The 22,921-nt window shown below is 67.7% G+C and carries 27 protein-coding genes; 6 read left to right on the top strand and 21 right to left on the bottom strand.

What is annotated here, in order from left to right:
* Positions 1-10 precede the first annotated feature (10 nt).
* The 8 genes from ACZ5MC_RS00655 to ACZ5MC_RS00620 form a co-directional block, all read right to left on the bottom strand.
* Positions 11-658 (bottom strand): glycerophosphodiester phosphodiesterase, encoded by a 648-nt coding sequence (locus tag ACZ5MC_RS00655; protein WP_306598327.1) that lies wholly within the window; start codon positions 656-658, stop codon positions 11-13.
* Positions 655-1,998, bottom strand: a complete 1,344-nt coding sequence (locus ACZ5MC_RS00650; RefSeq protein WP_464516834.1) for an FAD-binding oxidoreductase — start codon at positions 1,996-1,998, stop codon at positions 655-657. The genes ACZ5MC_RS00655 and ACZ5MC_RS00650 overlap by 4 nt, the downstream gene beginning before the upstream one ends.
* Positions 1,999-2,000: 2 nt before the next feature.
* On the bottom strand, positions 2,001-2,705 hold the full coding sequence (gene pyrH, locus ACZ5MC_RS00645; protein ID WP_306598325.1) for a UMP kinase: 705 nt from the start codon (positions 2,703-2,705) through the stop codon (positions 2,001-2,003).
* A 92-nt stretch (positions 2,706-2,797) separates the two neighbouring features.
* Positions 2,798-3,850, bottom strand: coding sequence for a phosphate acyltransferase PlsX (gene plsX / locus ACZ5MC_RS00640; RefSeq protein WP_306598324.1), 1,053 nt, complete (start codon positions 3,848-3,850; stop codon positions 2,798-2,800).
* A 7-nt stretch (positions 3,851-3,857) separates the two neighbouring features.
* On the bottom strand, positions 3,858-4,043 hold the full coding sequence (gene rpmF / locus ACZ5MC_RS00635; protein ID WP_306598323.1) for a 50S ribosomal protein L32: 186 nt from the start codon (positions 4,041-4,043) through the stop codon (positions 3,858-3,860).
* 49 nt (positions 4,044-4,092) lie between these two features.
* The gene (locus ACZ5MC_RS00630) at positions 4,093-4,617 is read right to left on the bottom strand and encodes a YceD family protein (protein WP_306598322.1); all 525 of its coding nucleotides are present in this window, start codon (positions 4,615-4,617) and stop codon (positions 4,093-4,095) included.
* A complete protein-coding gene (locus ACZ5MC_RS00625; RefSeq protein ID WP_306598321.1) occupies positions 4,614-5,069 on the bottom strand; it encodes a type II secretion system protein in 456 nt (151 codons plus the stop codon). The genes ACZ5MC_RS00630 and ACZ5MC_RS00625 overlap by 4 nt, the downstream gene beginning before the upstream one ends.
* Positions 5,070-5,165: 96 nt before the next feature.
* Entirely contained in the window at positions 5,166-6,632 is a 1,467-nt protein-coding gene (locus tag ACZ5MC_RS00620) for a sigma-54-dependent transcriptional regulator (RefSeq protein WP_306598320.1), read from the bottom strand.
* 81 nt (positions 6,633-6,713) lie between these two features.
* Here ACZ5MC_RS00620 and ACZ5MC_RS00615 point away from each other — a divergent pair, with 81 nt between their 5' ends.
* From ACZ5MC_RS00615 to rfaD, 5 genes are read left to right on the top strand one after another with little or no spacing between them, the layout of a single operon-like run.
* Positions 6,714-7,622: a glycosyltransferase family 9 protein gene (locus ACZ5MC_RS00615; RefSeq protein WP_464516833.1), complete on the top strand. Its 909-nt coding sequence runs from the start codon at positions 6,714-6,716 to the stop codon at positions 7,620-7,622.
* Entirely contained in the window at positions 7,619-8,578 is a 960-nt protein-coding gene (locus ACZ5MC_RS00610) for a glycosyltransferase family 9 protein (protein ID WP_306598318.1), read from the top strand. Before ACZ5MC_RS00615 ends, ACZ5MC_RS00610 begins: the two co-directional genes overlap by 4 nt.
* A gap of 27 nt (positions 8,579-8,605) precedes the next feature.
* Positions 8,606-9,571: a DUF1573 domain-containing protein gene (locus ACZ5MC_RS00605; RefSeq protein ID WP_464516832.1), complete on the top strand. Its 966-nt coding sequence runs from the start codon at positions 8,606-8,608 to the stop codon at positions 9,569-9,571.
* A 40-nt stretch (positions 9,572-9,611) separates the two neighbouring features.
* A complete protein-coding gene (locus tag ACZ5MC_RS00600) occupies positions 9,612-10,526 on the top strand; it encodes a DMT family transporter (RefSeq protein ID WP_306598315.1) in 915 nt (304 codons plus the stop codon).
* Between the two features lie 26 nt (positions 10,527-10,552).
* Positions 10,553-11,491, top strand: coding sequence for an ADP-glyceromanno-heptose 6-epimerase (rfaD, locus tag ACZ5MC_RS00595; RefSeq protein WP_306598314.1), 939 nt, complete (start codon positions 10,553-10,555; stop codon positions 11,489-11,491).
* On the opposite strand, the gene ACZ5MC_RS00590 is transcribed toward rfaD, so the two are convergent.
* On the bottom strand, positions 11,488-12,129 hold the full coding sequence (locus ACZ5MC_RS00590) for a TetR/AcrR family transcriptional regulator (RefSeq protein ID WP_464516831.1): 642 nt from the start codon (positions 12,127-12,129) through the stop codon (positions 11,488-11,490). The genes rfaD and ACZ5MC_RS00590 overlap by 4 nt on opposite strands.
* A gap of 54 nt (positions 12,130-12,183) precedes the next feature.
* Between ACZ5MC_RS00590 and ACZ5MC_RS00585 the strand changes: the two genes are divergently transcribed.
* A complete protein-coding gene (locus ACZ5MC_RS00585) occupies positions 12,184-12,588 on the top strand; it encodes a DoxX family protein (RefSeq protein ID WP_464516830.1) in 405 nt (134 codons plus the stop codon).
* A 25-nt stretch (positions 12,589-12,613) separates the two neighbouring features.
* On the opposite strand, the gene ACZ5MC_RS00580 is transcribed toward ACZ5MC_RS00585, so the two are convergent.
* From ACZ5MC_RS00580 to ACZ5MC_RS00525, 12 genes are all read right to left on the bottom strand, one after another.
* A complete protein-coding gene (locus ACZ5MC_RS00580; RefSeq protein ID WP_306598310.1) occupies positions 12,614-13,780 on the bottom strand; it encodes a PP2C family protein-serine/threonine phosphatase in 1,167 nt (388 codons plus the stop codon).
* Positions 13,781-13,783: 3 nt separating this feature from the next.
* Positions 13,784-14,122 (bottom strand): STAS domain-containing protein, encoded by a 339-nt coding sequence (locus tag ACZ5MC_RS00575; RefSeq protein ID WP_306598308.1) that lies wholly within the window; start codon positions 14,120-14,122, stop codon positions 13,784-13,786.
* Positions 14,123-14,265: 143 nt separating this feature from the next.
* On the bottom strand, positions 14,266-14,562 hold the full coding sequence (locus ACZ5MC_RS00570; RefSeq protein ID WP_306598306.1) for an ATP synthase F0 subunit C: 297 nt from the start codon (positions 14,560-14,562) through the stop codon (positions 14,266-14,268).
* A 61-nt stretch (positions 14,563-14,623) separates the two neighbouring features.
* Complete coding sequence (gene atpB / locus ACZ5MC_RS00565) at positions 14,624-15,355, bottom strand: F0F1 ATP synthase subunit A (RefSeq protein WP_306598305.1); 732 nt, start codon at positions 15,353-15,355, stop codon at positions 14,624-14,626.
* 18 nt (positions 15,356-15,373) lie between these two features.
* Positions 15,374-15,751, bottom strand: a complete 378-nt coding sequence (locus ACZ5MC_RS00560) for an ATP synthase subunit I (protein WP_306598304.1) — start codon at positions 15,749-15,751, stop codon at positions 15,374-15,376.
* Positions 15,741-16,019: an AtpZ/AtpI family protein gene (locus ACZ5MC_RS00555; RefSeq protein WP_464516829.1), complete on the bottom strand. Its 279-nt coding sequence runs from the start codon at positions 16,017-16,019 to the stop codon at positions 15,741-15,743. Before ACZ5MC_RS00555 ends, ACZ5MC_RS00560 begins: the two co-directional genes overlap by 11 nt.
* 94 nt (positions 16,020-16,113) lie before the next feature.
* Positions 16,114-17,571 (bottom strand): NADH-quinone oxidoreductase subunit N, encoded by a 1,458-nt coding sequence (locus ACZ5MC_RS00550; RefSeq protein ID WP_306598302.1) that lies wholly within the window; start codon positions 17,569-17,571, stop codon positions 16,114-16,116.
* Complete coding sequence (locus tag ACZ5MC_RS00545) at positions 17,571-19,205, bottom strand: complex I subunit 4 family protein (RefSeq protein WP_464516828.1); 1,635 nt, start codon at positions 19,203-19,205, stop codon at positions 17,571-17,573. The genes ACZ5MC_RS00550 and ACZ5MC_RS00545 overlap by 1 nt, the downstream gene beginning before the upstream one ends.
* 54 nt (positions 19,206-19,259) lie before the next feature.
* A complete protein-coding gene (nuoL, locus tag ACZ5MC_RS00540) occupies positions 19,260-21,500 on the bottom strand; it encodes an NADH-quinone oxidoreductase subunit L (RefSeq protein ID WP_306598300.1) in 2,241 nt (746 codons plus the stop codon).
* Between the two features lie 40 nt (positions 21,501-21,540).
* Positions 21,541-21,843 (bottom strand): NADH-quinone oxidoreductase subunit NuoK, encoded by a 303-nt coding sequence (gene nuoK / locus ACZ5MC_RS00535; RefSeq protein ID WP_306598299.1) that lies wholly within the window; start codon positions 21,841-21,843, stop codon positions 21,541-21,543.
* Positions 21,844-21,847: 4 nt separating this feature from the next.
* Entirely contained in the window at positions 21,848-22,402 is a 555-nt protein-coding gene (locus tag ACZ5MC_RS00530) for an NADH-quinone oxidoreductase subunit J family protein (protein WP_306598298.1), read from the bottom strand.
* Positions 22,403-22,406: 4 nt separating this feature from the next.
* A complete protein-coding gene (locus ACZ5MC_RS00525) occupies positions 22,407-22,913 on the bottom strand; it encodes a NuoI/complex I 23 kDa subunit family protein (protein WP_306598297.1) in 507 nt (168 codons plus the stop codon).
* Between the last annotated feature and the right edge of the window lie 8 nt (positions 22,914-22,921).

Below are 22,921 nucleotides of genomic sequence, written 5' to 3'. Positions count from 1 at the left end.
CCATCCTTGTTCAGACCCCGTCCGTGATCAGGATGCCCGGCTCGAACCCCAGCCCCGCGGCCTCGCCAGGGGTCTTCATTCCCCACAGCGCCAATCGTTTCGCGTAGGCCTTCCAGAACTCCGGCCGCTTCCTCACCGACGCCAGCGGCACATGGAAGGTGAGCTTCTCCGGCAGATCGTCCAGGGACTCCGCGTCCAGGTCGTCCGCCTCGTCCGTCTCCCACAGGAACCCACAGCGGGCCTCCTGGCAGGCCGCCCAAAGCTGCAGCACCTCGCTGTGCTCGAAGCTGCTGAAGAGGACCCGGTCCAAAGCCTCGGCCGCCTCCACCGCCGCCAGCGCCTGCTTCCACCCCGGTTCGCCCTTCAGCTCCACGTTCACCAGCTTCGCATCCAGCTCAAGAACGTCCGAGAGGCGGGGCACCGGTTCGCCGTTTCGCAGCGGCGGCAGCTCCGATGCGCGCAGCTTGCGGAGCACGCCGCCGGCCTTGGCGGTGCGCCCCAGGTCGTCGTCGTGCAGGACGCAGCACACGCCGTCGGTGGTGGGCTGCACGTCCAGCTCGAAGCCGTCCATGCCGGCCTGCAGGGCGGCCCGGAAGGCCGTCATGGAGTTCTCCAGGTGCGTGGAGGAGAGGCCGCGGTGGCCGAGGATGAGGGTCATGGCAGGACCACCTTTCCGGGATTGAAGATGCCGACGGGATCCAGGGCCCGTTTGATCGAGCGCAGGGCCGCTATCTGGAAGGGATCGGCGAAGTGCTGGAACGCGTCGCGCTTGGCGAGCCCGATGCCGTGCTCGCCGCTGAGGGTGCCCCCCAGCCGCACGCACAGGCCGAACAGCTCCATGAGCTGGCGGTCCAGTTCGGGACGCGGCGTCTCGCCGGCGGCCAGGAGGTTCACGTGCAGGTTGCCGTCGCCCAGGTGGCCGTAGGTGACCGTGGGCAGCCCCAGGGCCTCCAGCGCCTCGAAGAACTCCCGGATGCGGCTCCGGGGCACCACGATGTCCTCGCTGACCTTTTTCGGGAACCGCTCCTTGAGGTGGGAGGAGGTGGTGCGCCGAACCGCCCACAGGGCCTCCCGCTGGCGCGCGTCCGTGGCGGACTGGAGGTGCTCGGCCAGATCGCCCAGCGCCTCGACCAGGCCCTCCAGGAAGGCCTCGGACCCGCAGTCCCGGTCGTCGAACTCCAGCAGGGCCAGGGCCTCGCCCGGCATCCGGCGCGCGGCCTCGGGGCCGTGCTCACGCAGGTCCCGCAGCACCGCCGGGTCCCAGAACTCGAAGGCCGACGGCAGGTACCCGGCCTCCACCAGGCGCCCCGGCAGGTCCAGCAGCTCGTGCCAGCGCTCCATGGGCAGCAGCAGGGTGAGCCGCTCCCGGGGGGCGGGCACCAGGCGCACCGCGGCCCCCGTGATGATCCCGAAGATCCCCTCGCTGCCCACCAGCAGCTGCCCCAGGCTGGGCCCCACGTTGCACTTCACGCTGGGGATCCCGAAGGTGTGCACCTCCCCGTCCTCCATGAGCGCGTCGACGGCCAGCACCCAGTGGCGGGTCATGCCGTACTTGCAGGCCCCCGGCCCTCCCGCGTTGGTGGCGAGGCTGCCCCCAAAGGCGCACTGCTCCCAGGAATTGGGATCCGGCGGGTAGAAGAGGCCCTCGGCCAGGGCCGCGGCCTTCACGTCCCGGAGCATCGCGCTGGCCGGCGCCCACAGCGCCAGGTCCGGCCTCGACACCCGGATGCTCCCCGGGAATTCCCCCATGTCCACCACGACCGCGCGCCCCAGGGGCACGCATCCCCCCGCCTTCCCCGTCCCCGCGCCCCGGGGCACCAGGGCGAACCCTTCCGCCTTGGCCAGCCTCACCAGCTCCCGCAGGGCCGCGGCGCTGCGGGGCCTGGCCACCGCCAGGGGCGGGTCCCCCACCACGTGGGACTCGTCGCGCCGGTAGCCCTCGGTGAGGTCGGCGCCGGTGAGGACGGAGGTGTCGGGAAGGCCGGCGAAGAGGTCCATGGCTACCCCACGAGCGTGCCCACCACGTCCCCGTTGACCGCGGCCAGCAGGTTCCCCGGCACGTTCATGTTGAACACCAGGATGGGCAGGTGGTTGTCCCGGCACAGCGAGATGGCCGCGGCGTCCATGACCTTGAGGTTCTTCTCCAGGACCTCCTGGAAGGAGATGTGCTCGTACTTGGTGGCCGATGCGTCCTTCTTGGGATCGGCGGTGTAGATGCCGTCCACGTTGGTGGCCTTCATCACCACCTCGGCGTCGATCTCGTTGGCCCGCAAGGCGGCTGCGGTATCGGTGGAGAAGTAGGGGTTGCCCGTGCCGGCCCCGAAGATCACGACCCGGCCCTTCTCCATGTGCCGCATGGCCCGGCGGCGGATGTAGCTCTCGGCCACCTTGGGCACGTCGATGCCCGACATGACCCGGGTCTCCACGCCGTGCTGCTCCAGGGCGTCCTGGAGGGCCAGGGCGTTGATCATGGTGGCGAGCATGCCCATGTGGTCGGCGGTGACCCGGTCCATGCCCTTGGTGGCACCGGCCACCCCCCGGAAGATGTTGCCGCCGCCGATGACCAGGCCCACCTCCACCCCCAGGCCCTGGATGGTCTTCACCTGGTCGGCGATCATGGCCACCACCTCGGGGTCGATGCCGTGACCCTGTTCGCCCATGAGGGCCTCGCCGGAGAGCTTCAGGAGGATGCGCTTGTATTTCATGGGGGCTCCAACGGTGCGGACGTGCGGAAAATGCGCTCCCGAATGCGGGCGACATCCGGGAGCGCGGTTCTGTCCAGGGGGGGACCCCTGCCTCAGGATGTCTCTTGGGTGCCAGCCTGGGACATGAGCCGTCCCAGGGTCTCCTGGATGTGGTCGTTCACGCCGTGCTCGCAGGCCATGAGCGCGGCGCGGATGGCGCTGTGCACGGCCTTGGAGTTGGAACGGCCGTGGCCGATGATGGAGATGCCCTTCACGCCCAGCAGCGGCGCGCCGCCGTACTCGGCGTAGTCCAGCCTGGCCGCGAAGCGCTTCAGGCCGTTCATGGTCAGCAGCGCGCCCAGCTTGGTGAGGAGGTTCTCCTTGAAGACCCCCTTCATGCCCTGGATGAGCCCCTCGGCCAGGGCCTCGGCGGACTTCAGGAGGGCGTTGCCCACGAAGCCGTCGCAGGCGATGACATCGAACTTGCCGTTCCAGATGTCGCGCCCCTCGGCGTTGCCGGTGAAGTTGAGGTCCATGTCCTTGAGGGCCTGGGCCGCCTCCCGGGTGGTGGTGGAGCCCTTGCCCTCCTCCTCGCCCACGCTCAGGACGCCCACGCGGGGCCGGGCGATGCCAAGCACCTCCTCGGCGTAGACCGATCCCATGACCGCGAACTGGGCGATGTGCTCCGGCCGGCAGTCGATGTTCGCCCCGACGTCCAGGAGGACGGTGGGACGGCCTGTCATGTTGGGAAGGATGGTCGCCAGGCAGGGCCGGTCCACCCCCGGGAGGGTGCCCAGGACCATCTTGGACGCGACCATGGCGGCGCCGGTGTGCCCCATGGACACCACGCCGTCCGCCTTGCCCTCCCGCACGAGCTGAGCCGCGACGCGGATGCTCGAGTCCTTCTTCTCCTTCAGGATGGACGTCGCCTTGTCGTCCATGTCCACGACGCTGGCGGCGTGGACGATGGCAAACCGGGACGAGAGGTCCCCCTTGAGGCCGAAGTGGCCCAGCAGGGGGCGCAGCCGGTCCTCATCCCCCACGAGGTGGAGGAAGAGTTCGGGATGCGCATTCAGCGCCGCCCGGGCCCCTTCGAGAAGGGCGACGGGGGCGTTGTCCCCGCCCATCACGTCCAGGGCGATCCGGTAGATGGCGGGAGCGTCCACCCTGGCCTCAGACGGTCTGGGCGGGACGCACGGTCAGTTTGCCGCGGTAGAAGCCGCAGGAGGGGCAGACACGGTGGGGCATCTTGGGCACGCCGCAGTTGGGGCAGGTGCTCGAGCTCATGGTGTCGAGGGAATCGTGGGTGCGGCGGCGGTCGCGGCGGGCGCGGGAATGGCGGCGCTTGGGATTCGGCATGGTTGACTCCTCGGAGAGTGGTCGGTTTGGGAAAAGGGAGGAAGCCGGGTCAGGCGTCTTCCAGGTTGAGTTTCAGGCCCGAAAGGGCCTTGGCCAGGGCGCCCGGTTCCTTCACCAGCTCGGGGTGGCAGGAGCAGGGACCCTTGTTCCAGTTCTTGCCGCACTGCGGGCAGAGGCCCTTGCAGTCCTCCCGGCAGAGCGGATGCATGGGGGCGTGGAGCAGGAAGTGCTCGCGGGCGAGGGCCTCCTCGTCCAGGACCGGCTCGGGCAGGAAGACCACGTCCAGGTCCTGGCTGCCCAGCGCGTGGGACCCGCCCACGGCGAGCTCCTTGTCGCGGCTGCCCAGGAACTGGCTCTCCACCTCGATGCCCAGGTCCAGGGGTTCGAGGCACCGGGAGCAGCCCCCTTCCCAGGTGGCCTCGCCCTTGACCTCGAGGAAGAAATCCGCGTCCGAAGGCATCACCCGCACCTGCCAGGTGGCTTCGCGCAGGCGCGTGCCGTCCCCCAGGTCCAGGGCGCCGGTCACGCCGTCCACACTCACGCCCTCGGGGGGCAGCTGGGAAAGATCAATCATTTCGCGGGTTCCTTCTCGGGACCTGCGGGCGCTGCGCCGGAGGGGCCGGTGTTCTTGCCGGGTTCGGCGGTGAAGGGAGGCCGGTCGGCGGAGCCGCCCGGGTCGCCCGCGCACTTCAGCTCGTAGCCGCCCTTGCCGGACTTCCCTTCGAAGGGGTTGCCCCAGGGGTCCGTCGAAGCCACGTTCACGGGAATGTTGTTCTCCTTCACCAGCACCGAGTTGGGTTCCACCATCGCTTCGAAGCTTGTGAAGTCAGGATACTTCCCATGCTTGAGGTAGTAGAAGTCCAACCCCTCGGACACCGTCTTCACGGTGTCGTGGGCCTTGATGTAGCGCGCATTGGCGGAGAACTCCTGGTACTTCCGGATACCGATGGTGGCGAGGACGGCCATGATCATCATGGCGACCAGCAGTTCCATCAGCGAGAAGCCAGCTTGTTTGTTCTTTTTCATGTCTCTTTCCGGGGAAGGGAGGTCCAGGGTAGAGATAAGTATGGGTAACCCGGACGACCTTGTCCAAGCATCCCAGTGTGCCACAGGTCAAGGATTTTACAAGAAATCATTGGGAATGTCGCCCTTGGCGTCGCCTTCCGCGGCCTCCGCGGGGGGGAAGGATTCGGGTACCGGGAAGGCCGGGGCGGGCGTCCCCTTGCCTCCCATTTCCTGCAGCCAGTACCGGTAGGCACGGAAGCTCATGCCCAGGAGCCGGGCGGCCTTGGTCTTGTTGCCCTCCGCCCGCTCCAGGGCACCGAGCATGAAGTGCCCCTTCAGGGCGCCCAGGTAGCCCTCCAGGTCGAACCCCCCCGGGGGAATGTCCAGGGCCCCGGCCACCATGGGGCCTCCGCCCGCGTTGCGGGACATCAGGTCGTCGGGGAAGAGGTCCACGCCGATGGGCCCCCCGGAGTTCAGGGCGACGCACCGTTCCATGAGATTCTCAAGCTCCCGCACATTGCCCGGGAACCGGCAGGCCCGCAGGACCGCCATGGCCTCCTCCCCCAGCCCCATGGTCGGCTTGTTGAGCTTCCGGCAGAACTTGGCCAGGAAGTGCTCGACCAGGACCGGCAGGTCCTCCTGGCGCTCCCGCAGCGGGGGCAGCTCGATGTGGAGGATGTTCAGGCGGTAGTAGAGGTCCTGGCGGAAGAGCCCCTTCTCGGCCCGGTCCCGCAGATCCCGGTTCGTGGCGCCGATGACCCGGACGTCCACCGCCCGCTCCTCGTTGGCCCCCACGCGCCGGATCCGCCGCTCCTGGAGGACGCGCAGGAGCTTGACCTGCAGGGGCAGCGGAATCTCGCCGATCTCGTCCAGGAAGATGACGCCCCCCTCCGCCTCCTCGAACAGGCCCCGCTTGGTGAGGTTGGCTCCCGTGAAGGCCCCCTTCTCGTAGCCGAAGAGCTCGGATTCCAGCAGCGCCTCGGGAAGGGCCCCGCAGTTCACCGGCACGAAGGGCCCCTTGGCCCGGTCCGAGTAGCGGTGCACGAGCCGGGCCACGATCTCCTTGCCCGTGCCGCTCTCCCCCGTGACCAGCACGGTGGTGTCGGCCCGGGCGATCTTGCCCACGAGGGCCTGGACCTTGCGGATGGTGGGCCCCACCCCCACCAGGTCCCCGATGTCCCGCACGTCGGGCCCGGGGGAGACCGAGACCGAGAAGATCCCCTTCAGGACCTTGGACAGCTCCTGGATGTCGTTCTTGGTCTTGGTGAGGAAGTCCACCGCGCCCAGGTTGAGGGCCCGCACCGTGGTCTCGGTGGTGGCGAAGGCGGTCATGATCACCACCGGGATGTCCAGGTCCCGCTCCTTCATCCAGGTGAGCAGGTCGATGCCGCTGCCGTCCTTGAGCCGCAGGTCCGAGACCACCGCGTCGAAGGGGCGGGCCTCCAGGGCCGCCCGGGCCTCGGCCAGCCCCGCGGCGGTGACGGTCTCGAACCCCTGGGGGGCCAGTCCCATCTGGAGGACGTCCCGGAAACTGGCCTCATCCTCGACCAGCAGGATGGTTTTGGGGGAAATGGGAGGGCGCATGGGCTCGCTTTTCGGGGGGCGGAGGCTCGGGCCCAGTATCTCAGCGTTGACCAGCCTTGGGGAATGAGGAACCATCCAATCATGCGCTTTCTTCTCGGCAGGACGGACGCCCTCGGCGATGTGGTCATCTCGCTCCCCGTGATGGAGCGCATCCTCTCGCGCATGCCGGAGGCCGAGGTGCACTGGCTGGTGTCCCCCTATGCGGCCCCGCTCCTGGAGGGCCTCCCGGGCGTCCACATCCGGGAGGCGGACGCCGACCTGGCCGCCCTCATGCGGGAGATCGCCCCCGACGCCGTCCTCAACCTCGGCCACCGGGACGTGGCCGTCATCACCGCGGCCAGGGCCGCCGGCGTCCCGGTGCGGGTGGCCCGCAGCCGGGGCCGCCAGATCCTCGACGCCACCCACGTCCTCTGGAGGGGCCGCAACGGCACGGGCCGCCACGAGGCCCAGAACGTCCTGGACTTCCTCCGCCCCTGGGGCTGGGAGGGGGGCTTCCCGGCGCCGCCCCGGATCCGGCTCCGGCAGGAGGAGCGGGACCTGGGCCTGGCCGAGTTCGCCACCCTGCCCCGGCCCCTGCTCGGCATCGCCACCCGCAGTTCGGGCTCCTCGGCCTACCCCTCCGAAGCCTGGTGGGCCCGGGCCCTGCCGGTGCTGAAGGCCGCCGGCTGGCACCCCGTGATCCTCGCCCCGCCCGAGGACTCGAAGCTGGGGAAGACCGACCTCCGGGGCCTCCTGGGCCGCATCGCGGCCTGCGACGCCTTCCTGGGGCCCTCCACCGGTCCCACCCAGCTGGCCGCGGCCCTGGATGTGCCGGTGCTCGCCCTCATGGGCCTCAGCTCCAACCGCGGCCCCAGCCGCTGGGCCCCCCTGGGGCGCCGGGTCCAGGTGGTCCAGTATCCCGGCCCCGAGGCCGACCTGAAGGGCGGCATGGACCGGCTGGACCCCGCCTCCATGCTGCCCCACCTGGAACGCCTGCGGGGGCCCGCGTGATCCCCCAGGGCGCCACCTGGGTGCGCTTCCCCCGGTTCGTGGGGGACGCGGCCATGCAGCTCCCCGTGCTCCGCGTCCTTCGGACCGTCGGCGCAGGCCCCATCGTGGTCTGGGGTCCCAACCCCGCCGTCTCCCTGGTGGAGGGCCACGAGCTGGCCGATGCCGTGGTGCCCGACCGGGGCAAGCCCGGCCCCTTCGCCATGGCCGCCCTCCTCCGGGAACACCGGGCCGCCAGGAGCATCCACTTCCCCAAATCCCTGCGCCCCGCCCTGGCGGCCTGGATCGCCCGCGTGCCCGAGCGCATCGGCGTGGACGAGAGCCTCGCAGGGATCTTCAACACCCACAGCGGCCCCTTCTGGGACGCCCAGGGCCCCTTCCTGGAGCGCTACCACGCCGTGCTGGCCCGGCGCTGGCCGGACCTGCCCCCCATGCCCTTCGCGGACTACGCCCCGGCCGTCACCGTGGAACTGCCCGCCGAGCCCTACATCTGCCTCATGCCCGGCTCCACCTGGCCCTCCAAGGCCTGGCCACGGGAGCACTTCCGTGACCTGGCCCGCCTGGCCCGCCTGGATGGGTTCGCCGTGGCCGTCCTGGGCACCCCCGACGAGCGCGACGTGTGCGACTTCGTCGCCCAGGACGCCACCCACAACCTCTGCGGCCGCACGTCCCTGGTCCAGGCCGCCGCCTGGCTCCGGGGCGCCCGGGCCGCCCTGGGCAACGACTCGGGCCTGAGCCATCTGGCCGCCGCCTGCTCCACCCCGACCCTGGCCCTCTACGGAGCCACGGACCCCGGAGGCAGCACGCCCTGGGGCCCGAAGACCGCCGGCATCCGCCTGGACGGCATCCCCTGCGCCCCCTGTTTCAAGCCCGTGTGCGCGGTGGAAGGGCACCCCTGCCTGGCCGGCATTACCCCCGAGCGGGCCTGGAGGACGCTCATGGACCTGGTTTCAGCTTAGAATGGGTCAGTCCGCCCGAGGTTGCTTATGCGTCCCTTCCTTTTGAGCCTGATGGTCCCGGCCCTGTGCCTGGCCCAGGCCCCATCCATTTCCGTGGACCAGCCCCACTTCGACTTCGGCAAGCTGTACGGGGACGCCAAGGCCGTGCACCGCTTCAAGGTCTCCAACAAGGGCAACGCCGCACTCAACATCAGCCGGCTCAATCCTTCCTGCGGCTGCACCTCCACCGTCATCGGCCAGTGGACCCTCAACCCGGGCCAGAGCACCGAGGTCGAGGCCACGTTCAACCCCGTGGGTTTCCGGGGCCCGGTGCACAAGTCCATCCAGGTGGTCTCCAACGACCCCGCCAACCCCACCGTGGACCTCACGTTCGAGGCCGAGGTTCTCCGGGAGATCATGCCCTCCAGCGAGGCGGTCTTCCTGCAGGACGTCCAGAGGACCTCCCCCCGCAAGGTGTCCGTGCGGCTCGTCTCCGGCAACGGCAAGCCGGTGCACGTCACCGACGCCAGGTCCCCGGGCGCCCCCTACCTCAGCTGCTCCGTGCGCCCCGAAGGCAACGACGCCTGGGTGGACATCCTCCTGGAAGGCACGAAGATCCCCGCCTCCCGCCAGTCGGGCACCGACGCGGTGGTGGTGAAGACCGACAATCCCCGGGCCGCCGTCATCAACGTGACCGTCCAGTGGGAGCTGCGCGCCTCCGTGGTGGCCGAGCCCGGGCGCGTGGCCTGGGTCGAGCCCGCCGGCAAGGAGCAGCGCTCCAAGGTCGTCCTCAAGCAGGTGGACGGCAAGCCCTTCCGCATCCTCTCCGCCCGCACCACGAACCCGGTGCTCAGGGTCGAGGGTGGCGGCAAGGGCGCCGCCAGCCGCCACGACCTGCAGGTGGTCCTGTCCGCCAATGCCAAGGCCGGCATGTACAGCGAAAAAATCCTCGTGACCACCGACAGCCCCGACCAGCCGGAAGTGGAAATCCGCGTCGCCGCCTCCCTGCGCTGACGCCGTGCCGGATTCCAGAGGTCTGAAACACACGTCCGCCGTGGTGGGGACGCTCCTGATCGCCGTGGTGTGGGGCGCGAGCTTCGCCGGCATGAAGTACGCCCTCCAGGCCGGCCTGAGCGTGGGGGCCATGCTCAGCCTGCGCTTCCTCATCGGCACCACCTGCCTGGGGATCCTCCTCCTGGCCCTCAAGGTGCCCCTGGAGCGGCGCTCGGTGACCGACGGCCTGTGGCTGGGCCTCCTTCTCACCGCCATCTTCTGGCTCCAGGCCAGCGGCCTCGAGACCACCACGACCACCAAGTCCGGCTTCATCACCGGCCTCTACGTGCTCTTCACCCCCATGGCCAGCGTGCTCCTGGGGCACCGCCTCAAGGTCGCCCACGGCCTGGGCGCCCTGGTGGCCACCGTCGGCCTGTTCCTGCTGGTGCACACCCCGGGCGTAAGCTTCGGCGGCTGGAACCGCGGGGACTCCCTGACCCTGGTGTGCGCCGTGGGCTGCGGATTCCATATCGCCCTCACCGGCATCTTCAGCCGCCGCTCCAACGGCTGGGTGCTGGCCTTCATGCAGGTGGCCACCATCGCCGCGGTCTCCCTCGCCATCACGTCCCTCCTTCCCGCGCCCCACGGTTTCCAGACGGCCCGCAAGGCCCTGGCCGCCCCGGGCGTATGGGTGGCCCTGGCCTACCTCGGCATCCTCGCCACCGCCCTGGCGTTCTACCTCATGTCCACCCTCCAGGCCCACCTGGGCAGCACCGAGGCCGCCATCCTCTACTCCCTGGAGCCCGTGTTCACGGCCCTCCTGGCCATGACCGGGTGGGTGCCCGGGATCCGGGAACGCCTCTCGGCCCTCCAGCTGGCGGGAGGCGGCATCATCCTGGGCGCCATGATCCTGGCCGAGGTCGGCCCCACCTGGATGGCCCGCTTCGGGGATTCCAGCCCCGAACGCGACGGCTGAGCGATAATCCATACAAGGAGGACCCCGTGATCATCGTTACCGGAGGCGCCGGGTTCATCGGCAGCAACGTCGTCAAGGAGCTCAACCGGAGGGGCCGCACCGATATCCTGGTGGTGGACAACCTCGAACGCTCCGAGAAGTTCCGGAACCTCTCGGACCTGGTCATCCAGGACTACATGGACAAGCGGGCCTTCCGGTCCCGCCTCGACGCCGGCACCTTCGACCTCCAGGCCGACGCCATCCTCCACAACGGCGCCTGCTCCGACACCATGGGCGGCGACGGCCGCTACATGCTCGAGAACAACTTCGGGGACTCCAAGGCCCTCCTGAACTACGCCCTCTCCAAGGCCATCCCCTTCGTGTACGCCTCCAGCGCCGCCACCTACGGCCCCGGCCCCGCCTTCGTCCCGGACCCCGCCAACGAGCGCCCCCTCAACGTCTACGGCTACTCGAAGCTCCTGTTCGACCAGCACGTCCGCCACCTTCTGCCCCAGGTGCGGAGCACGGTGGTGGGCCTTCGCTACTTCAACGTCTACGGCCCCCGGGAGGACCACAAGGGCCGCATGATGTCCGTGCTCCACCAGCTCCTCCGGCAGCTGCGCGAGGAGGGCGCCTGCCGCCTCTTCACCGGCACCGGCGGCTACGGCGACGGCGAGCAGGTGCGGGACTTCGTGTTCGTGGGGGACATCGTCGACATCGGCCTCCACTTCGCCCAGGGCCCCGTGGCCCAGGGCATCTTCAACGCCGGCACCGGCAAGGCGAGGAGCTTCAACGCCATCGCCCAGGCCCTCATCGCCCACCTGGGCAAGGGCCGCGTCGACTACATCCCCTTCCCCCAGGAACTGGCCGGGAAGTACCAGAGCTTCACCCAGGCCGACCTGACCAGCCTGCGTGCCGCGGGCTACGCGAAGCCCATGACGGAGCTGGAGGAGGGCATCCGCCTGACCCTGGCCGAGCTGGGCTAGTCCGGACCCGTTTGCCCGGAAAGCAAGGTCCGCCTGAGGGTCTCGAAAAGCCACTGTTCGTAGGCATCCGAAGTCCAGGCCCGCTCCACGACCAGCATGCGGTACAGGTCCCTTCCCGTGACCATCCACATGATGTCCCGGGCCTGATCCAGGCCCAGGCCGGGCCTGGCGAAGCCTTCCTCCAGGACCCGCCGCACCCGGGCCGCCTGGAGGTCGTACCGGAGTTGTTCGAAACGCTGCTCGACAGCCCGGAGTTCAGGGGAAAAGGCCGCGGCCCCGCGGACGAGGCCGAGCTGCTCTTTTTCACCGTCGTAGATGGTGCGTGCGATGGAGGCGGTCACCCGCATCACGTCCACCGGGTCCCCTGCGGAATCCGCCTTCTCCGCCAAGGCCCGATATCGGTCATTGAACATGGACGCCTCCATCAAGGCTCCCAGCAGCCCCGCCTTCGACTTGAATTGCGCGTAGATGGTGGCGGGCGACACCTGCGCCTCGGCGGCGACCGCTTCAAGGGTCACCCGGTCCAGTCCCCGCTCGGCGAAGAGCCTCCGGGCGGCCTCCAGGACCCTCGCGCGGGTCAGAGCCGCCTGCCCGGCCCGGGAGGTGTTGTCGTAGTTTCGTCGGACCCTCTTGACCATTTGGATATGGTAAACCATATTTGAATCGCCATCCGAATTGAGAGGAGGTCTCAAATGGCAGCCACCCGGATCTGGACAGGGCGCCTTCTGAGCGGAGTCGCGCTGCTATTCCTGTTGATGGACGGCCTGACGAAGATCGCGCGCGCCAACCCTGCCGTCCAGGCGACCGTGGGGCTTGGGTTTGCGGAGACCAGCGTTCCGGTCATCGGGTTCCTGGTCCTGGGCGGCGCCCTGCTCTACGTCTGGCCGGCGACCGCCGGCCTGGGCGCCCTCTGGTTGACGGCCTTCCTGGGCGGAGCGGCATCGGCCCAGTTCCGCCTCGGAGCGCCTTGGATCAGCCACACCCTGTTCCCGGCCTATCTGGGCGTGGCGCTCTGGGCGGGACTGGTGCTCCGGCGTCCCGAATGGTGGGCTCTGGTCCGACCCGGCCGTCCGGCCAAGGGAGACCGCTCCGGATAGGGATGCCCACCGTTGGAGGTGCCTGCTATCCCAGCCTGTCCAACACCACGAGGGTCACGTCGTCCGAGAAGGGCGTGGAGTCGTTGAAGGTCACCGCCCGGTGCACGATGTGGTCCGCTGCCGCCTCCTCGTCGGCGGGCAGGTCGGAGCAGATCTCCAGGAGACCCTCGTCCCCCAGGAACGACCGGTCCTCCCGCTCCACCTCCACCAGACCATCCGTGTAGACGATGAGCCGGTCGCCCTTCATGAAGGGGCAGGTCTGCTGGTGGAACTGGAGGCCCTCGTCGATGCCCAGCATGAAGCCCCGCTCCCCCAGGACCGTGGGGATCCGCGGACCGCCGGAAGCACCCTGGGAGATGAGCATCGGCGCCACATGGCCCGCGGCAACGTACTGCAGGATATCGGAGGCCGGGTCCAGGCGCGCCAGGAAGGCCGTCGCGAACTGCTCCGCCAGCGTGCTGCGCGCCAGGTCCCGGTTCATGGCCTGGGCCCAGGCCAGGGGTCCGTGGCCGAAGCGCACCTGGTTCTCGAAGCAGGTCTTCACCATGGCGGAGATGAGGGCGGCGGTCACGCCGTGCCCGCTCACGTCGGCAATCATCAGGGCCACGCTGTCGTCGGGCAGGTTGAGGATGGCGTAGATGTCCCCACCGATGCCCTCCGCGGGCAGATAGCGGTGGGTGTAGCGGATGTTTCCCGCCTGCCCCGGGATGGGCGGCAGCAGGCCCACCTGGAGGCGCGCCGCGAGACTCAACTCGGCGGTCATCCGTTCCTGGAAACGGGTCAGTTCCAGGTTCTGGCGCTTGATCTCCTTCTGCATGCCGATGATGCGGAAGGCCGATTCCACCTTCGCCATCACCTCCTGGGCGTGGAAGGGCTTGGAGATCATGTCGTCGGCGCCCAGGTTCAGCCCGCCGATCTTGGAGGCCGTGCCGTCCAGGGCCGACACGAGCACGAAGAACGTGTCCCGGGTGCGGGGGTTCCCCTTCACCGCCTGGCAGAGCTCATCCCCGGCCATCTCCGGCATCCGGAGGTCCGAAAGGATGAGGTCGGGCTGCAGCTTCGCCATCTCGTCCAGGGCCACCCGGCCGTTTTCGGCCAGGAGGACCGTGTAGCCGGCGCGCTTGAGGTAGAAGCTGAGGATATCCCGTATGGGCGCTTCGTCATCGACGACCAGCACGACGCCTTTTTGCATGCCTCAGGCCCCGCGAAGCGCGTCCTGCTCCGTCGTGAAGATGGAGAAGTAGTTCGTGAGGTTCGTCTGGTCGAAGGTCTTCTTCACCTGGGGCGGAAGGGCGCAGAGGTGGAGCTTGCCGTTGTTCTTGTCCACGCTGTTCCGGGCGGCCACGAGAAGCCCCAACCCCGAGGAATCGATGAAGGACACGCTCTCGAGGTTGATGACGAGCAGCTTGGGCTGGAGCGTGGTCACGGTGTCCCGGATCACGTCCCGCAGCTGGGCCGTCACCTCGAAGTTGACCTTGCCCTGGATGGTAACGACGGATGCGTTGCCTTCCTGGCGGGTCTGAATGTTCAACATGGGGCCTCCATATTCGAATATTGAAGACAACCTCACCGCCAATTGCCGTGGAGGATTGTACTGCGAAAAAAACGACGAAAGCTAAGGATTTCTTTGAATAAAAACCGGGACGGGGCGCGGGCCCCGTCCCGGTGGACTCCGGTCTACTTGACGGCGAAGGCGGCCACGAGCACGTAGATCACCAGGGCCTCGATGAGGGCCAGGCCGATGATCATGGTCGTGCGGATGTTGCCGGCGGCCTGGGGGTTGCGCGCGATGCCCTCGCAGGCGGCGACCACGGCCTTGCCCTGGGCCATGCCGCAGCCGGCGGCCGCGATGGCGAGAGCGATGTGGGCCAGGAACTTGCCTTCGAAGATGCCGGGGGCGGCGGCGCCGGGGACCTGGGCGAAGGCGGCGACGGCCAGGGTGAACAGGAAGGCGGTGACGAAGAACTTCTTCATGGGAAACCTCGGAAAAGGGGGGCGCGGGGTTCGGAATCCCGACGTCCGGTTGGAAACGGGGCTAGTGCTCGTGCGCGACGGCTCCGGACACGTAGATCGTGGCGAGCATGATGAACACGAAGGTCTGGATCAGGCCGAAGAACAGGCCCATGATCGCCAGGGGCACCGGCACCACCAGGGGGGCCAGGCCGAAGAAGATGCCGGTCACCACGTGCTCGCCGGCGATGTTGCCGAACAGGCGCAGGCTGTGGCTGAGAATCCGGGAGAACAGGCCCAGGACCTCGAGCGGCCACATGAGGATCCACAGGAACCACACCGGGCCCGCGAAGTGGCCCAGGTACTTCCCGACGCCGTGCTCGCGCATGCCGTGGAAGTTGTAGTAGAGGAACACCACCAGGGCGCAGCCCAGGGTCACGTTGTAGTTGGCCGTGCCCGAGCCCAGGCCGGGGATCAGGCCGAAGAGGTTGTTCAGCAGGACGAAGACGCCCAGGGTGCCGATGAGGGGCACGTAGCGGTCCGGATGGTGCGCCACGTTGTCCGACACCAGGGTGCGCACGAAGCTCACCAGGTATTCCATGGTCTGCTGCAGGGGGCCCGGGACGCGCACCAGCTTCGCCCGCACCATCAGCACCAGGATGACCGTCACCAGGGCCGCCAGGACCGAGATGAGGAGGTGGTCGTAGCGCTCCAGGACCGAGAGGGCCTCGCCGTGGGCGAAGGCGCCCCACGGGTGCCTGGCCAGCCCCAGGAGGTTGGTCAGCAGGACCGCGAGAAAAGACGCATGGTGTTCCATGGTGGGGACCTCGGGTGCTCAGTCAGGCCGGAAGATCAACCATAACGCTTCCAGCACGATGGAAACGCTGAAAAGGAGAATCCCGGTGACGAAGGGTAGGACTTCCGAAGGGAAGCAGACCATCATCCCACGCAGGAGAAGCACGATCAACGCCAGTTTGGCCAGTACCAGGAACCCGAAGAGCCACCTCCGCCTCACGGAAGGGGTCAGCATGCCCGTCACCACCCACCGGTGGAGGTTCCAGAACAGGAGGCTGGCCGCTCCGCCCGCCGCGAACACCAGGGCCCCCCGCCAGGACCGCGCGAGACCCCACCCCGCCGCGCCCAGGGGCACCAGGGCCAGCTGGATCCGGTTGATGCGGACCAGGTGGTGGGTCCCCCCGTCCTCAGCCGCCATGGGAATCGTCCTTCTCCTTTTTTTCGGCCTCGTCATAGCGGTCCAGCCGCACGGTGGTCTTGTACAGCTCCCAGAAACCCGTGGCCACGCCCCACGCCAGGCCCACCCACATGCCGGCCCGGGGGTGCCCGAAGAGCCCTCCGATCCAGCGCCCCAGGAAGAAGCCCGCGACGATGGCGATGGGAAACACCATGCCCAGCCCCATGAGATCGCCCCACAGGGCCCGTTCACGGGGATCGACCCCCTTGTCCTTGCGCTGGAACAGCATGCCGGCACCCGCCTCTGGTCTGATTATCGCCTATTCTAACGGCCATCGCCGGCAGTCCCCCGGGGGGAGGCTGCCGGCGACGGGACCAGGTGCTCTAGAGGATCGTGGCGGCCCAGTCCAGCAGGTAGGCCCCGAAGAGGGTCCCCACCAGCACCAGGGCGCAGGAGACGCCCACCACCAGGCCGGTGATCCCGCCCATGGGCTTGACTTCGCCTTCGGCGGGCTCCTTGAAGTACATCGCCGCCACCACGGCCAGGTAGTAGTAGGCCGCCACGGCGCTGGTGAGCAGCGCGATGACCGTGAGGGTGACGTGGCCCTGCTCGATGGCCAGCTTGAACAGGTAGAACTTGCTGAAGAAGCCCACCAGGGGCGGTATGCCCGCCAGGCTCAGCAGGATGACCATCATGGCGAAGGCCAGCACCGGCCGGGTGCGGGACAGCCCCCGGAAGTCCTCGATGCGCTCCCCTTCGCCCTTGCCTTGGAGGTAGATGATGATCCCGAAGGCCCCGCTCTGCATGAGCAGGTAGGTGAGCATGTAGAGCCAGATGGCCTGCACCCCGCCCGGCACGTTGGAGCTGAGCACGCCCAGCAGCATGTAGCCCACGTGGGCGATGCTGGAATAGGCCAGCAGCCGCTTCATGGTCTGCTGACGGAGGGCGGCGATGTTGCCCAGGATCATGCTGGCTCCGGCCACGAAGGCCAGGGGCGCCATCCACTCGCCGTGGAGGCCGCCGAAGCCCGATCCGAAGACCCGCGCGAAGGCCGCCAGGGAGGCCGCCTTGGGGGCCATGGACATGAACGCGGTGATGGCCGTGGGGGCGCCGTCATAGGCGTCCGGGCTCCACATGTGGAAGGGGACGGCGGCCACCTTGAAGCAGAAGCCCACCAGCACCATGAGGATTCCCAGGAACACCAGCAGGTTGCTGGACATGGGCAGAAGGGCCAGCTTCTCGTTGAGGTCCGCGAGGTTGGTGGTGACGCCGCCCGTGGCGGCGAACAGGAGGCTGATCCCGAACAGGAGGATGCCGCTGGAGAAGGCCCCCAGCAGGAAGTACTTCACCCCCGCCTCGATGCTCCGCTCCTGTTCGCGGAAGTACGCCACCAGGATGTAGATGCAGAGCGCCATGAGCTCCAGGGAGAAGTAGATGGACACCAGGTCGGTGGCCCCCACCAGGAACAGCATGCCCGTCACCGAGAAGAGGATCAGGGAGTAGTACTCCACGGACTGGTCCTTGTGCAGGTCCAGCTGAAGCTGGCTCAGGAGCACGGTGATCACGCCCGCGGCGAGGCACAGGTACTGGAAGCCCCGGGTGATGCCGTCCACCTGATACATGCGGGAGAAGCCCGCGCCCGGAGGCGTACGGCTGACGAGGAACCCCGCGGCCACGAGGACCAGGACGGTGATGAAGGCCCACTGGCTCTTCCCGCCCTTGGGCACGAACATGTCGCCCGGCCAGAGCATGACCGTGGCGGCCACCAGGATGAGGAGCTGCGGGTAGATGAGCGGAAGATCCCTGACCAGGGTCCCCCACAAGCCGGCGGCGAAGGACATTACTCACCCCCTCCATGGCTGGTCTCGGCGTGCCCTTCGGCGGATCCCTCGGCATGGGCCGGGGCGGCCATGGCGGCCATGCCGCGCCTGGCGGCCTCGCGCTGGGCGGCCGTGAGGGGCTGCTGCTTGTAGAAGGAGGGGTTCACCTGGGTCACCAGCTTCTCGACGGGCTTGTCCAGGATGGCCAGGAGCGGCTTGGGATAGAGGCCGATCCAGAAGGCCGCGATGAGCAGGGGCACGAAGTAGGCGATCTCGCGCAGGTTCAGGTCGGCCATCTTGGTGTTGGTCTCGTTGATGGGCCCGAACATGGCCCGCTGGTAGAGCCAGAGCATGTAGGCGGCGCCCAGGATGATGCCCGTGGTGGCCACCACCGCGATCCAGGGCGCGGCCTGGAAGGCGCCCTGCAGGATGGCGAACTCCCCGATGAAGCCGTTGAGGCCCGGGAGCCCGATGCTGCTCATGGTCATGATCAGGAAGACCGTCGCGTAGATGGGCATGGTCTTGGACAGCCCGCCGTATTCCGCGATGAGCCGGGTGTGGCGGCGCTCGTAGACGATGCCCACGATGAGGAAGAGCGCGGACGTGGAGATGCCGTGGTTGAGCATCTGGAGGATGCCGCCGGTGATGCCGTTGGGGTTCAGGGCGAAGATGCCCAGCATGCACAGGCCCAGGTGGCTCACGGAGGAGTAGGCCACGAGCTTTTTCATGTCCTTCTGGATCATGGCCACGAGCGCGCCGTAGATGACGCCGATGATGGCCAGGGTCATGAACCAGGGCATCAGCTCCTTGGTGGCGTCCGGGGCGATGGGCAGCAGGAAGCGCAGGAAGCCGTAGGTGCCCATCTTCAGGAGCACGCCGGCCAGCACCACGGAGCCCGCGGTGGGGGCCTCCACGTGGGCGTCAGGCAGCCAGGTGTGGAAGGGGAACATGGGCACCTTGATGGCGAAGCCCAGGAAGAAGGCCACCGCCAGGAGCGTCTGGAAGGTGTGGGACTGCGCGCCGACCGTCGCCGCCATGGCCTGGAACGAGGCGATGGACATGTCGTAGTGGCCGGTGGTCTTGAACTGGAGGAAGTAGATGGCCAGGATGGCCACCAGCATCAGCACCGAGCCCGCCAGGGTGTAGAGGAAGAGCTTGATGGCCGCGTAGAGCTTCTGGGGCCCGCCCCAGATGGCGATCAGGAAGTACATGGGCACCAGCATCAGTTCCCAGAAGAGGTAGAACTGGAACATGTCCTGGGTGATGAAGACCCCCAGCATGCTGAACTGCATGACCAGCAGCCAGATGTAGTACTCCTTGTGGCGCTCCAGGATGGCCGTGAACGAGCACCACACCACGATGAACCCCAGGAGGGTGGTGAGCAGCAGCAGCACCAGGCTGATGCCGTCCATGCCCACGCTGAACTTGACCCCGATGCTCGGAATCCAGTCGCAGGAATAGGCCCACTGGACCGCGGCGCTGGAGCGGTCGTACTGGAACCAGAGCGGGATGCTCAGGAGGAAGTCGGCCACCGTGAAGGCCAGGGCCCCCAGTTCAAAGGTCCTTCGACTCTCCTTCGGCACGAAGAGGAGGAAGAGGGCCCCGAGGAGGGGGAGGACGGTGACCCACAACGGGAGGTTTTGCCAGGGACTCATGGTGACTCCAGAGATCGTCTAACGGTCGAACGGAACAAGCGAAAGCAGGAAGGGCTAGGCCAGGAACTTCCAGAAGGCGAAAACCAGGAAGCCCAGGAACATGACGAAGGCGTAGTTCTGGACCCGGCCGCTCTGGAGCTTGCGGAAGCCCCCGGCGACCTGCTGGAGCACCCACGCCACCAGGTTCACGAGGCCGTCGATGATCCTGGCGTCGAACCAGTGCAGGGCGTGGCTGCTGACGAGGGTGAAGCGCGCCGCGCCGTTCACCATGCCGTCCACCGCCCAGGTGTCGAAGGCCCACAGCTGGGCCCCCAGCTGCTTGCAGGGGCCGATGAAGGCGGCTTCGTAGAACTCGTCGATGTAGTACTTGGCGTTCACCCACTCGAACAGCTCGGGGAACCGCTTCACGAAGGCCCTGGGCTTGGACCAGGTGGGATCCGCGCCGTAGAACCACCAGGCCAGGGCCATGGCGGCCGGGGCCCACACGACGGTGGCCACGAACATCAGGATGTATTCCATGGCCGGGACGGCGCCGTGGGCCTCGTGGGCGTGGGTCTGGTAGAGCAGCGGGGCGATCCACTCGCTGAAGTGGCCGCTGCCGATCCAGTGGAGGCTGTGGGGAATGTTCAGGAAGCCGCCCACCAGGGCCAGGAGCGCCAGCAGCGCAACGGGGACCCACATGTTCCAGGGCACCTCGTGCGGGGCGTGCGCGTGGCCGGCATGGGCGTCATGGCCCGCGTGGTCGTCGTGCCCGGCATGGTCATCGGCGGCGTGGTGGACCTCGGAGGGGACGGTGAGGTGGTGGGGGTCATGCCCCGCGCCCCGGTACTCGCCGAAGAAGGTCATGGCCATCAGCCGGACCATGTAGAAGGCCGTCATGAAGGCCGCAATCATGCCCATGCACCACGCCACGAGGCTGAGGGTGGAGCCCTGGTAGGTGCCGCCCGCGAACCAGCCCTCGAACACCTTCCAGAGGATCTCGTCCTTGGAGAAGAAGCCCGAGAAGGGGAAGATGCCGGCGATGGCAATGGTCGCGATGCCCATGGACGCGAAGGTCCACGGCATGTATTTTCTCAAACCGCCCATGTTGCGCATGTCCTGCTCGTGGTGGCAGGCCATGATCACGGAGCCGGACCCGAGGAAGAGGGCGGCCTTGAAGAAGGCGTGGGTGAAGACATGGAACATGCCGGCCGAGAAGGCCCCCGCGCCCATGCCCATGAACATGAAGCCCAGCTGGCTCACCGTGGAGTAGGCCAGCACCTTCTTGATGTCGTACTGCGCCAGGCCCATGCTGGCCGCGACCAGCGCCGTGAGGGCGCCGATGAACAGCACCAGGGAGAGGGCCGCCGGCGCGTTGACGTAGATGAAGTTCAGCCGGGCGATCATGTAGAGGCCCGAGGTGACCATGGTGGCCGCGTGGATCAGGGCGCTGACCGGGGTCGGGCCCGCCATGGCGTCCGGAAGCCAGACGTAGAGGGGAATCTGGGCGCTCTTGCCGCAGGCGCCCAGGAACAGGCAGCAGCCGATGAGGTTGAACCACCAGGTGGGGGCATGGGAGACGCCGAAGAGGGTGATCTCGGGCCGGGCCAGGATGTCCCGGGTCATGCCCATGAGCGTGTCGAAGTCCACCGAGCCGTAGATCATGAAGATCAGGAAGAACCCGATGAGGAACCCGAAGTCGCCGATGCGGTTGGTGACGAAGGCCTTCTTGCCCGCCACCGCCGCGTACTCGCGGTCGAAGTAGAAGCCGATCAGCAGGTAGCTGCAAAGCCCCACCCCTTCCCAGCCCAGGAACATGATGATCATGTTCGCGCCCAGCACCAGGTTGAGCATGGAGAAGATGAAGAGGTTCAGGTAGGCCATGAACCGGTAGTACTCGCCGTTCTTGCGCTCATCGGCCATGTACCCCGTGGAGAACAGGTGGATGAGGAAGCCCACCCCGGTCACCAGCAGGCCCATGCAGGCCGAGAGGGGATCCACCTTGTAGGCCCAGGCCATGGTGTTGTGGGTCAGCCCGCCCAGCACCTGGGCGTCGCCCAGGCTCAGCCAGGTCCACACCGTCTGGGTCACGGACCGGTTCGCCGGCTCCATGCCCATGAGCTGGATGAAGGTCCAGCACACCAGCAGGAAGGACGCCGCCACGGAACCCAGGGCGATGAGGTCCACCAGCTTGTTGTTCTTCAGGGTGCGCCCCGTGGCGCCGTTCAGGATGGCGCCGAACAGCGGCAGGAAGGGGATGAGCCAGAGCACGGAACTGTGGAGTGGCGTGCTCAGGACTGCGTGTTCCATGATCATGCGTTCACCTGGGTCAAAGTCGTCAAAGGAGGGGTCATGCTCAGCCCTTGAGAAGGTTGATCTGGTCCACCTGGATGGTGTCCTTCTTGCGGTAGAGGGCCACCACCAGCGCGAGGCCGATGGCCACCTCCGCCGCGGCCAGGCCCATCACCAGAAGGGCGAAGGCCTGTCCCGCCACGGTGCCAGCGTGGCGCGCGAAGGCCACGAGGTTCAGGTTGGCGGCGTTGAGCATGAGCTCCACGCACATGAGGATCACCAGGGCGTTGCGGCGCACGAGCACCCCGGCCACGCCCACCGAGAACAGCAGGAAGGAGATGAAGAGGACGGTATTCATGGATGCCATTGGTCTACACCCTTTCCTTCTTGGCCAGCGTCACGGCGCCGATCAGGGCCACCAGCAGGATCACCGAGAGGATCTCGAAGGGCAGCAGGTAGCCCGCGAAGAGCCCTCGGCTCACGGCCTGGGAGTTCTCCTTGGCCACGTCCAGGCCCCGGGCGAGGTCCGGGTCGAGCGTAAGCGCAACCTCCGCGCCCTTGGTGAAGAAGGTGCTCACGAAAACGCCGACGATGGCCGCGGCGCCGACGGCCACCGCCACCAGCGCGTAGGGCGTCTGGGACTGGAACAGGCCCTTTTCCTTGTACTTGGTCATCTCCACCAGCATGACCACGAAGAGGAACAGCACAACGATGCCCCCCGCGTAGACCAGGAGCTGGGCCACCGCCAGGAACTCGGCGCTCATGCAGAGGTAGCAGCCCGCGATGGAGAGCATGGCGAAGAGGAAGCCCACCACGCTGTGCACCGCGTTCTTGGAAAAGACGAGGGCCAGGGCCCCGCCCACGGCCATGAGGCCGAAGAGCAGGAACATGTTGTGTCCGATGAAGGCCAGGAAGGTTTCGACCATGGGTTCAGTCCTCGTCCGAATAGGAGAACTTGCCGACCGGGGTCAGCCCGAACATGTTCTGGGACTCGCCCAGCATGCCGATGGAGAAGTCCTCGCGGTTGTAGGCCGCCAGTTCGAACTGGTGGTTAAGGATGATGGAGTCGAACCCGCAGCTCTCCACGCAGAACTCGCAGAAGATGCAGCGCTCCATCTCGAAGTCGTAGCGGGTGGGGATCTTGGTCTTGCGCCCCTCCTTCTTCCCGCTCTCGATGGTGATCACCTGGGTCGGGCAGATCTTCTCGCAGGCCAGGCAGCACACGCACTTGATCTCGCCCTGCTCGTCCTTGAGCATGGTGAGCCGCCCGCGGAACCGGGGCGCCAGCTTCACGGGCACCTCCGGGTACTCCTCGGTGACGTGCATCTTCACCTTGCGCCGGTTCGCCGTGGCGAACACCTTCGCGAAGTGCGTGCCCGTCAGCTTCATGCCCTTGAAGATGTCGACCGGGAACAATGTCTTTAGGAACTTGCGCATACTCACTC

The organism is Mesoterricola sp. JemC181, assembly GCF_055384585.1.
This window is presented reverse-complemented; position numbering and strand designations above follow the sequence as displayed.

Excerpts from the sequence above, each read along its gene's own strand:
- ACZ5MC_RS00655 (WP_306598327.1), bottom strand. The coding sequence starts at position 658 with ATGACCCTCATCCTCGGCCACCGCGGCCTCTCCTCCACGCACCTGGAG.
- ACZ5MC_RS00650 (WP_464516834.1), bottom strand. The coding sequence starts at position 1,998 with ATGGACCTCTTCGCCGGCCTTCCCGACACCTCCGTCCTCACCGGCGCC.
- pyrH (WP_306598325.1), bottom strand. The coding sequence starts at position 2,705 with ATGAAATACAAGCGCATCCTCCTGAAGCTCTCCGGCGAGGCCCTCATG.
- rpmF (WP_306598323.1), bottom strand. The coding sequence starts at position 4,043 with ATGCCGAATCCCAAGCGCCGCCATTCCCGCGCCCGCCGCGACCGCCGC.
- ACZ5MC_RS00630 (WP_306598322.1), bottom strand. The coding sequence starts at position 4,617 with ATGATTGATCTTTCCCAGCTGCCCCCCGAGGGCGTGAGTGTGGACGGC.
- ACZ5MC_RS00625 (WP_306598321.1), bottom strand. The coding sequence starts at position 5,069 with ATGAAAAAGAACAAACAAGCTGGCTTCTCGCTGATGGAACTGCTGGTC.
- ACZ5MC_RS00620 (WP_306598320.1), bottom strand. The coding sequence starts at position 6,632 with ATGCGCCCTCCCATTTCCCCCAAAACCATCCTGCTGGTCGAGGATGAG.
- ACZ5MC_RS00615 (WP_464516833.1), top strand. The coding sequence starts at position 6,714 with ATGCGCTTTCTTCTCGGCAGGACGGACGCCCTCGGCGATGTGGTCATC.
- ACZ5MC_RS00605 (WP_464516832.1), top strand. The coding sequence starts at position 8,606 with ATGCGTCCCTTCCTTTTGAGCCTGATGGTCCCGGCCCTGTGCCTGGCC.
- ACZ5MC_RS00590 (WP_464516831.1), bottom strand. The coding sequence starts at position 12,129 with ATGGTCAAGAGGGTCCGACGAAACTACGACAACACCTCCCGGGCCGGG.
- ACZ5MC_RS00585 (WP_464516830.1), top strand. The coding sequence starts at position 12,184 with ATGGCAGCCACCCGGATCTGGACAGGGCGCCTTCTGAGCGGAGTCGCG.
- ACZ5MC_RS00580 (WP_306598310.1), bottom strand. The coding sequence starts at position 13,780 with ATGCAAAAAGGCGTCGTGCTGGTCGTCGATGACGAAGCGCCCATACGG.
- ACZ5MC_RS00575 (WP_306598308.1), bottom strand. The coding sequence starts at position 14,122 with ATGTTGAACATTCAGACCCGCCAGGAAGGCAACGCATCCGTCGTTACC.
- ACZ5MC_RS00570 (WP_306598306.1), bottom strand. The coding sequence starts at position 14,562 with ATGAAGAAGTTCTTCGTCACCGCCTTCCTGTTCACCCTGGCCGTCGCC.
- atpB (WP_306598305.1), bottom strand. The coding sequence starts at position 15,355 with ATGGAACACCATGCGTCTTTTCTCGCGGTCCTGCTGACCAACCTCCTG.
- ACZ5MC_RS00560 (WP_306598304.1), bottom strand. The coding sequence starts at position 15,751 with ATGGCGGCTGAGGACGGGGGGACCCACCACCTGGTCCGCATCAACCGG.
- ACZ5MC_RS00555 (WP_464516829.1), bottom strand. The coding sequence starts at position 16,019 with ATGCTGTTCCAGCGCAAGGACAAGGGGGTCGATCCCCGTGAACGGGCC.
- ACZ5MC_RS00550 (WP_306598302.1), bottom strand. The coding sequence starts at position 17,571 with ATGTCCTTCGCCGCCGGCTTGTGGGGGACCCTGGTCAGGGATCTTCCG.
- ACZ5MC_RS00545 (WP_464516828.1), bottom strand. The coding sequence starts at position 19,205 with ATGAGTCCCTGGCAAAACCTCCCGTTGTGGGTCACCGTCCTCCCCCTC.
- nuoL (WP_306598300.1), bottom strand. The coding sequence starts at position 21,500 with ATGATCATGGAACACGCAGTCCTGAGCACGCCACTCCACAGTTCCGTG.
- nuoK (WP_306598299.1), bottom strand. The coding sequence starts at position 21,843 with ATGGCATCCATGAATACCGTCCTCTTCATCTCCTTCCTGCTGTTCTCG.
- ACZ5MC_RS00530 (WP_306598298.1), bottom strand. The coding sequence starts at position 22,402 with ATGGTCGAAACCTTCCTGGCCTTCATCGGACACAACATGTTCCTGCTC.
- ACZ5MC_RS00525 (WP_306598297.1), bottom strand. The coding sequence starts at position 22,913 with ATGCGCAAGTTCCTAAAGACATTGTTCCCGGTCGACATCTTCAAGGGC.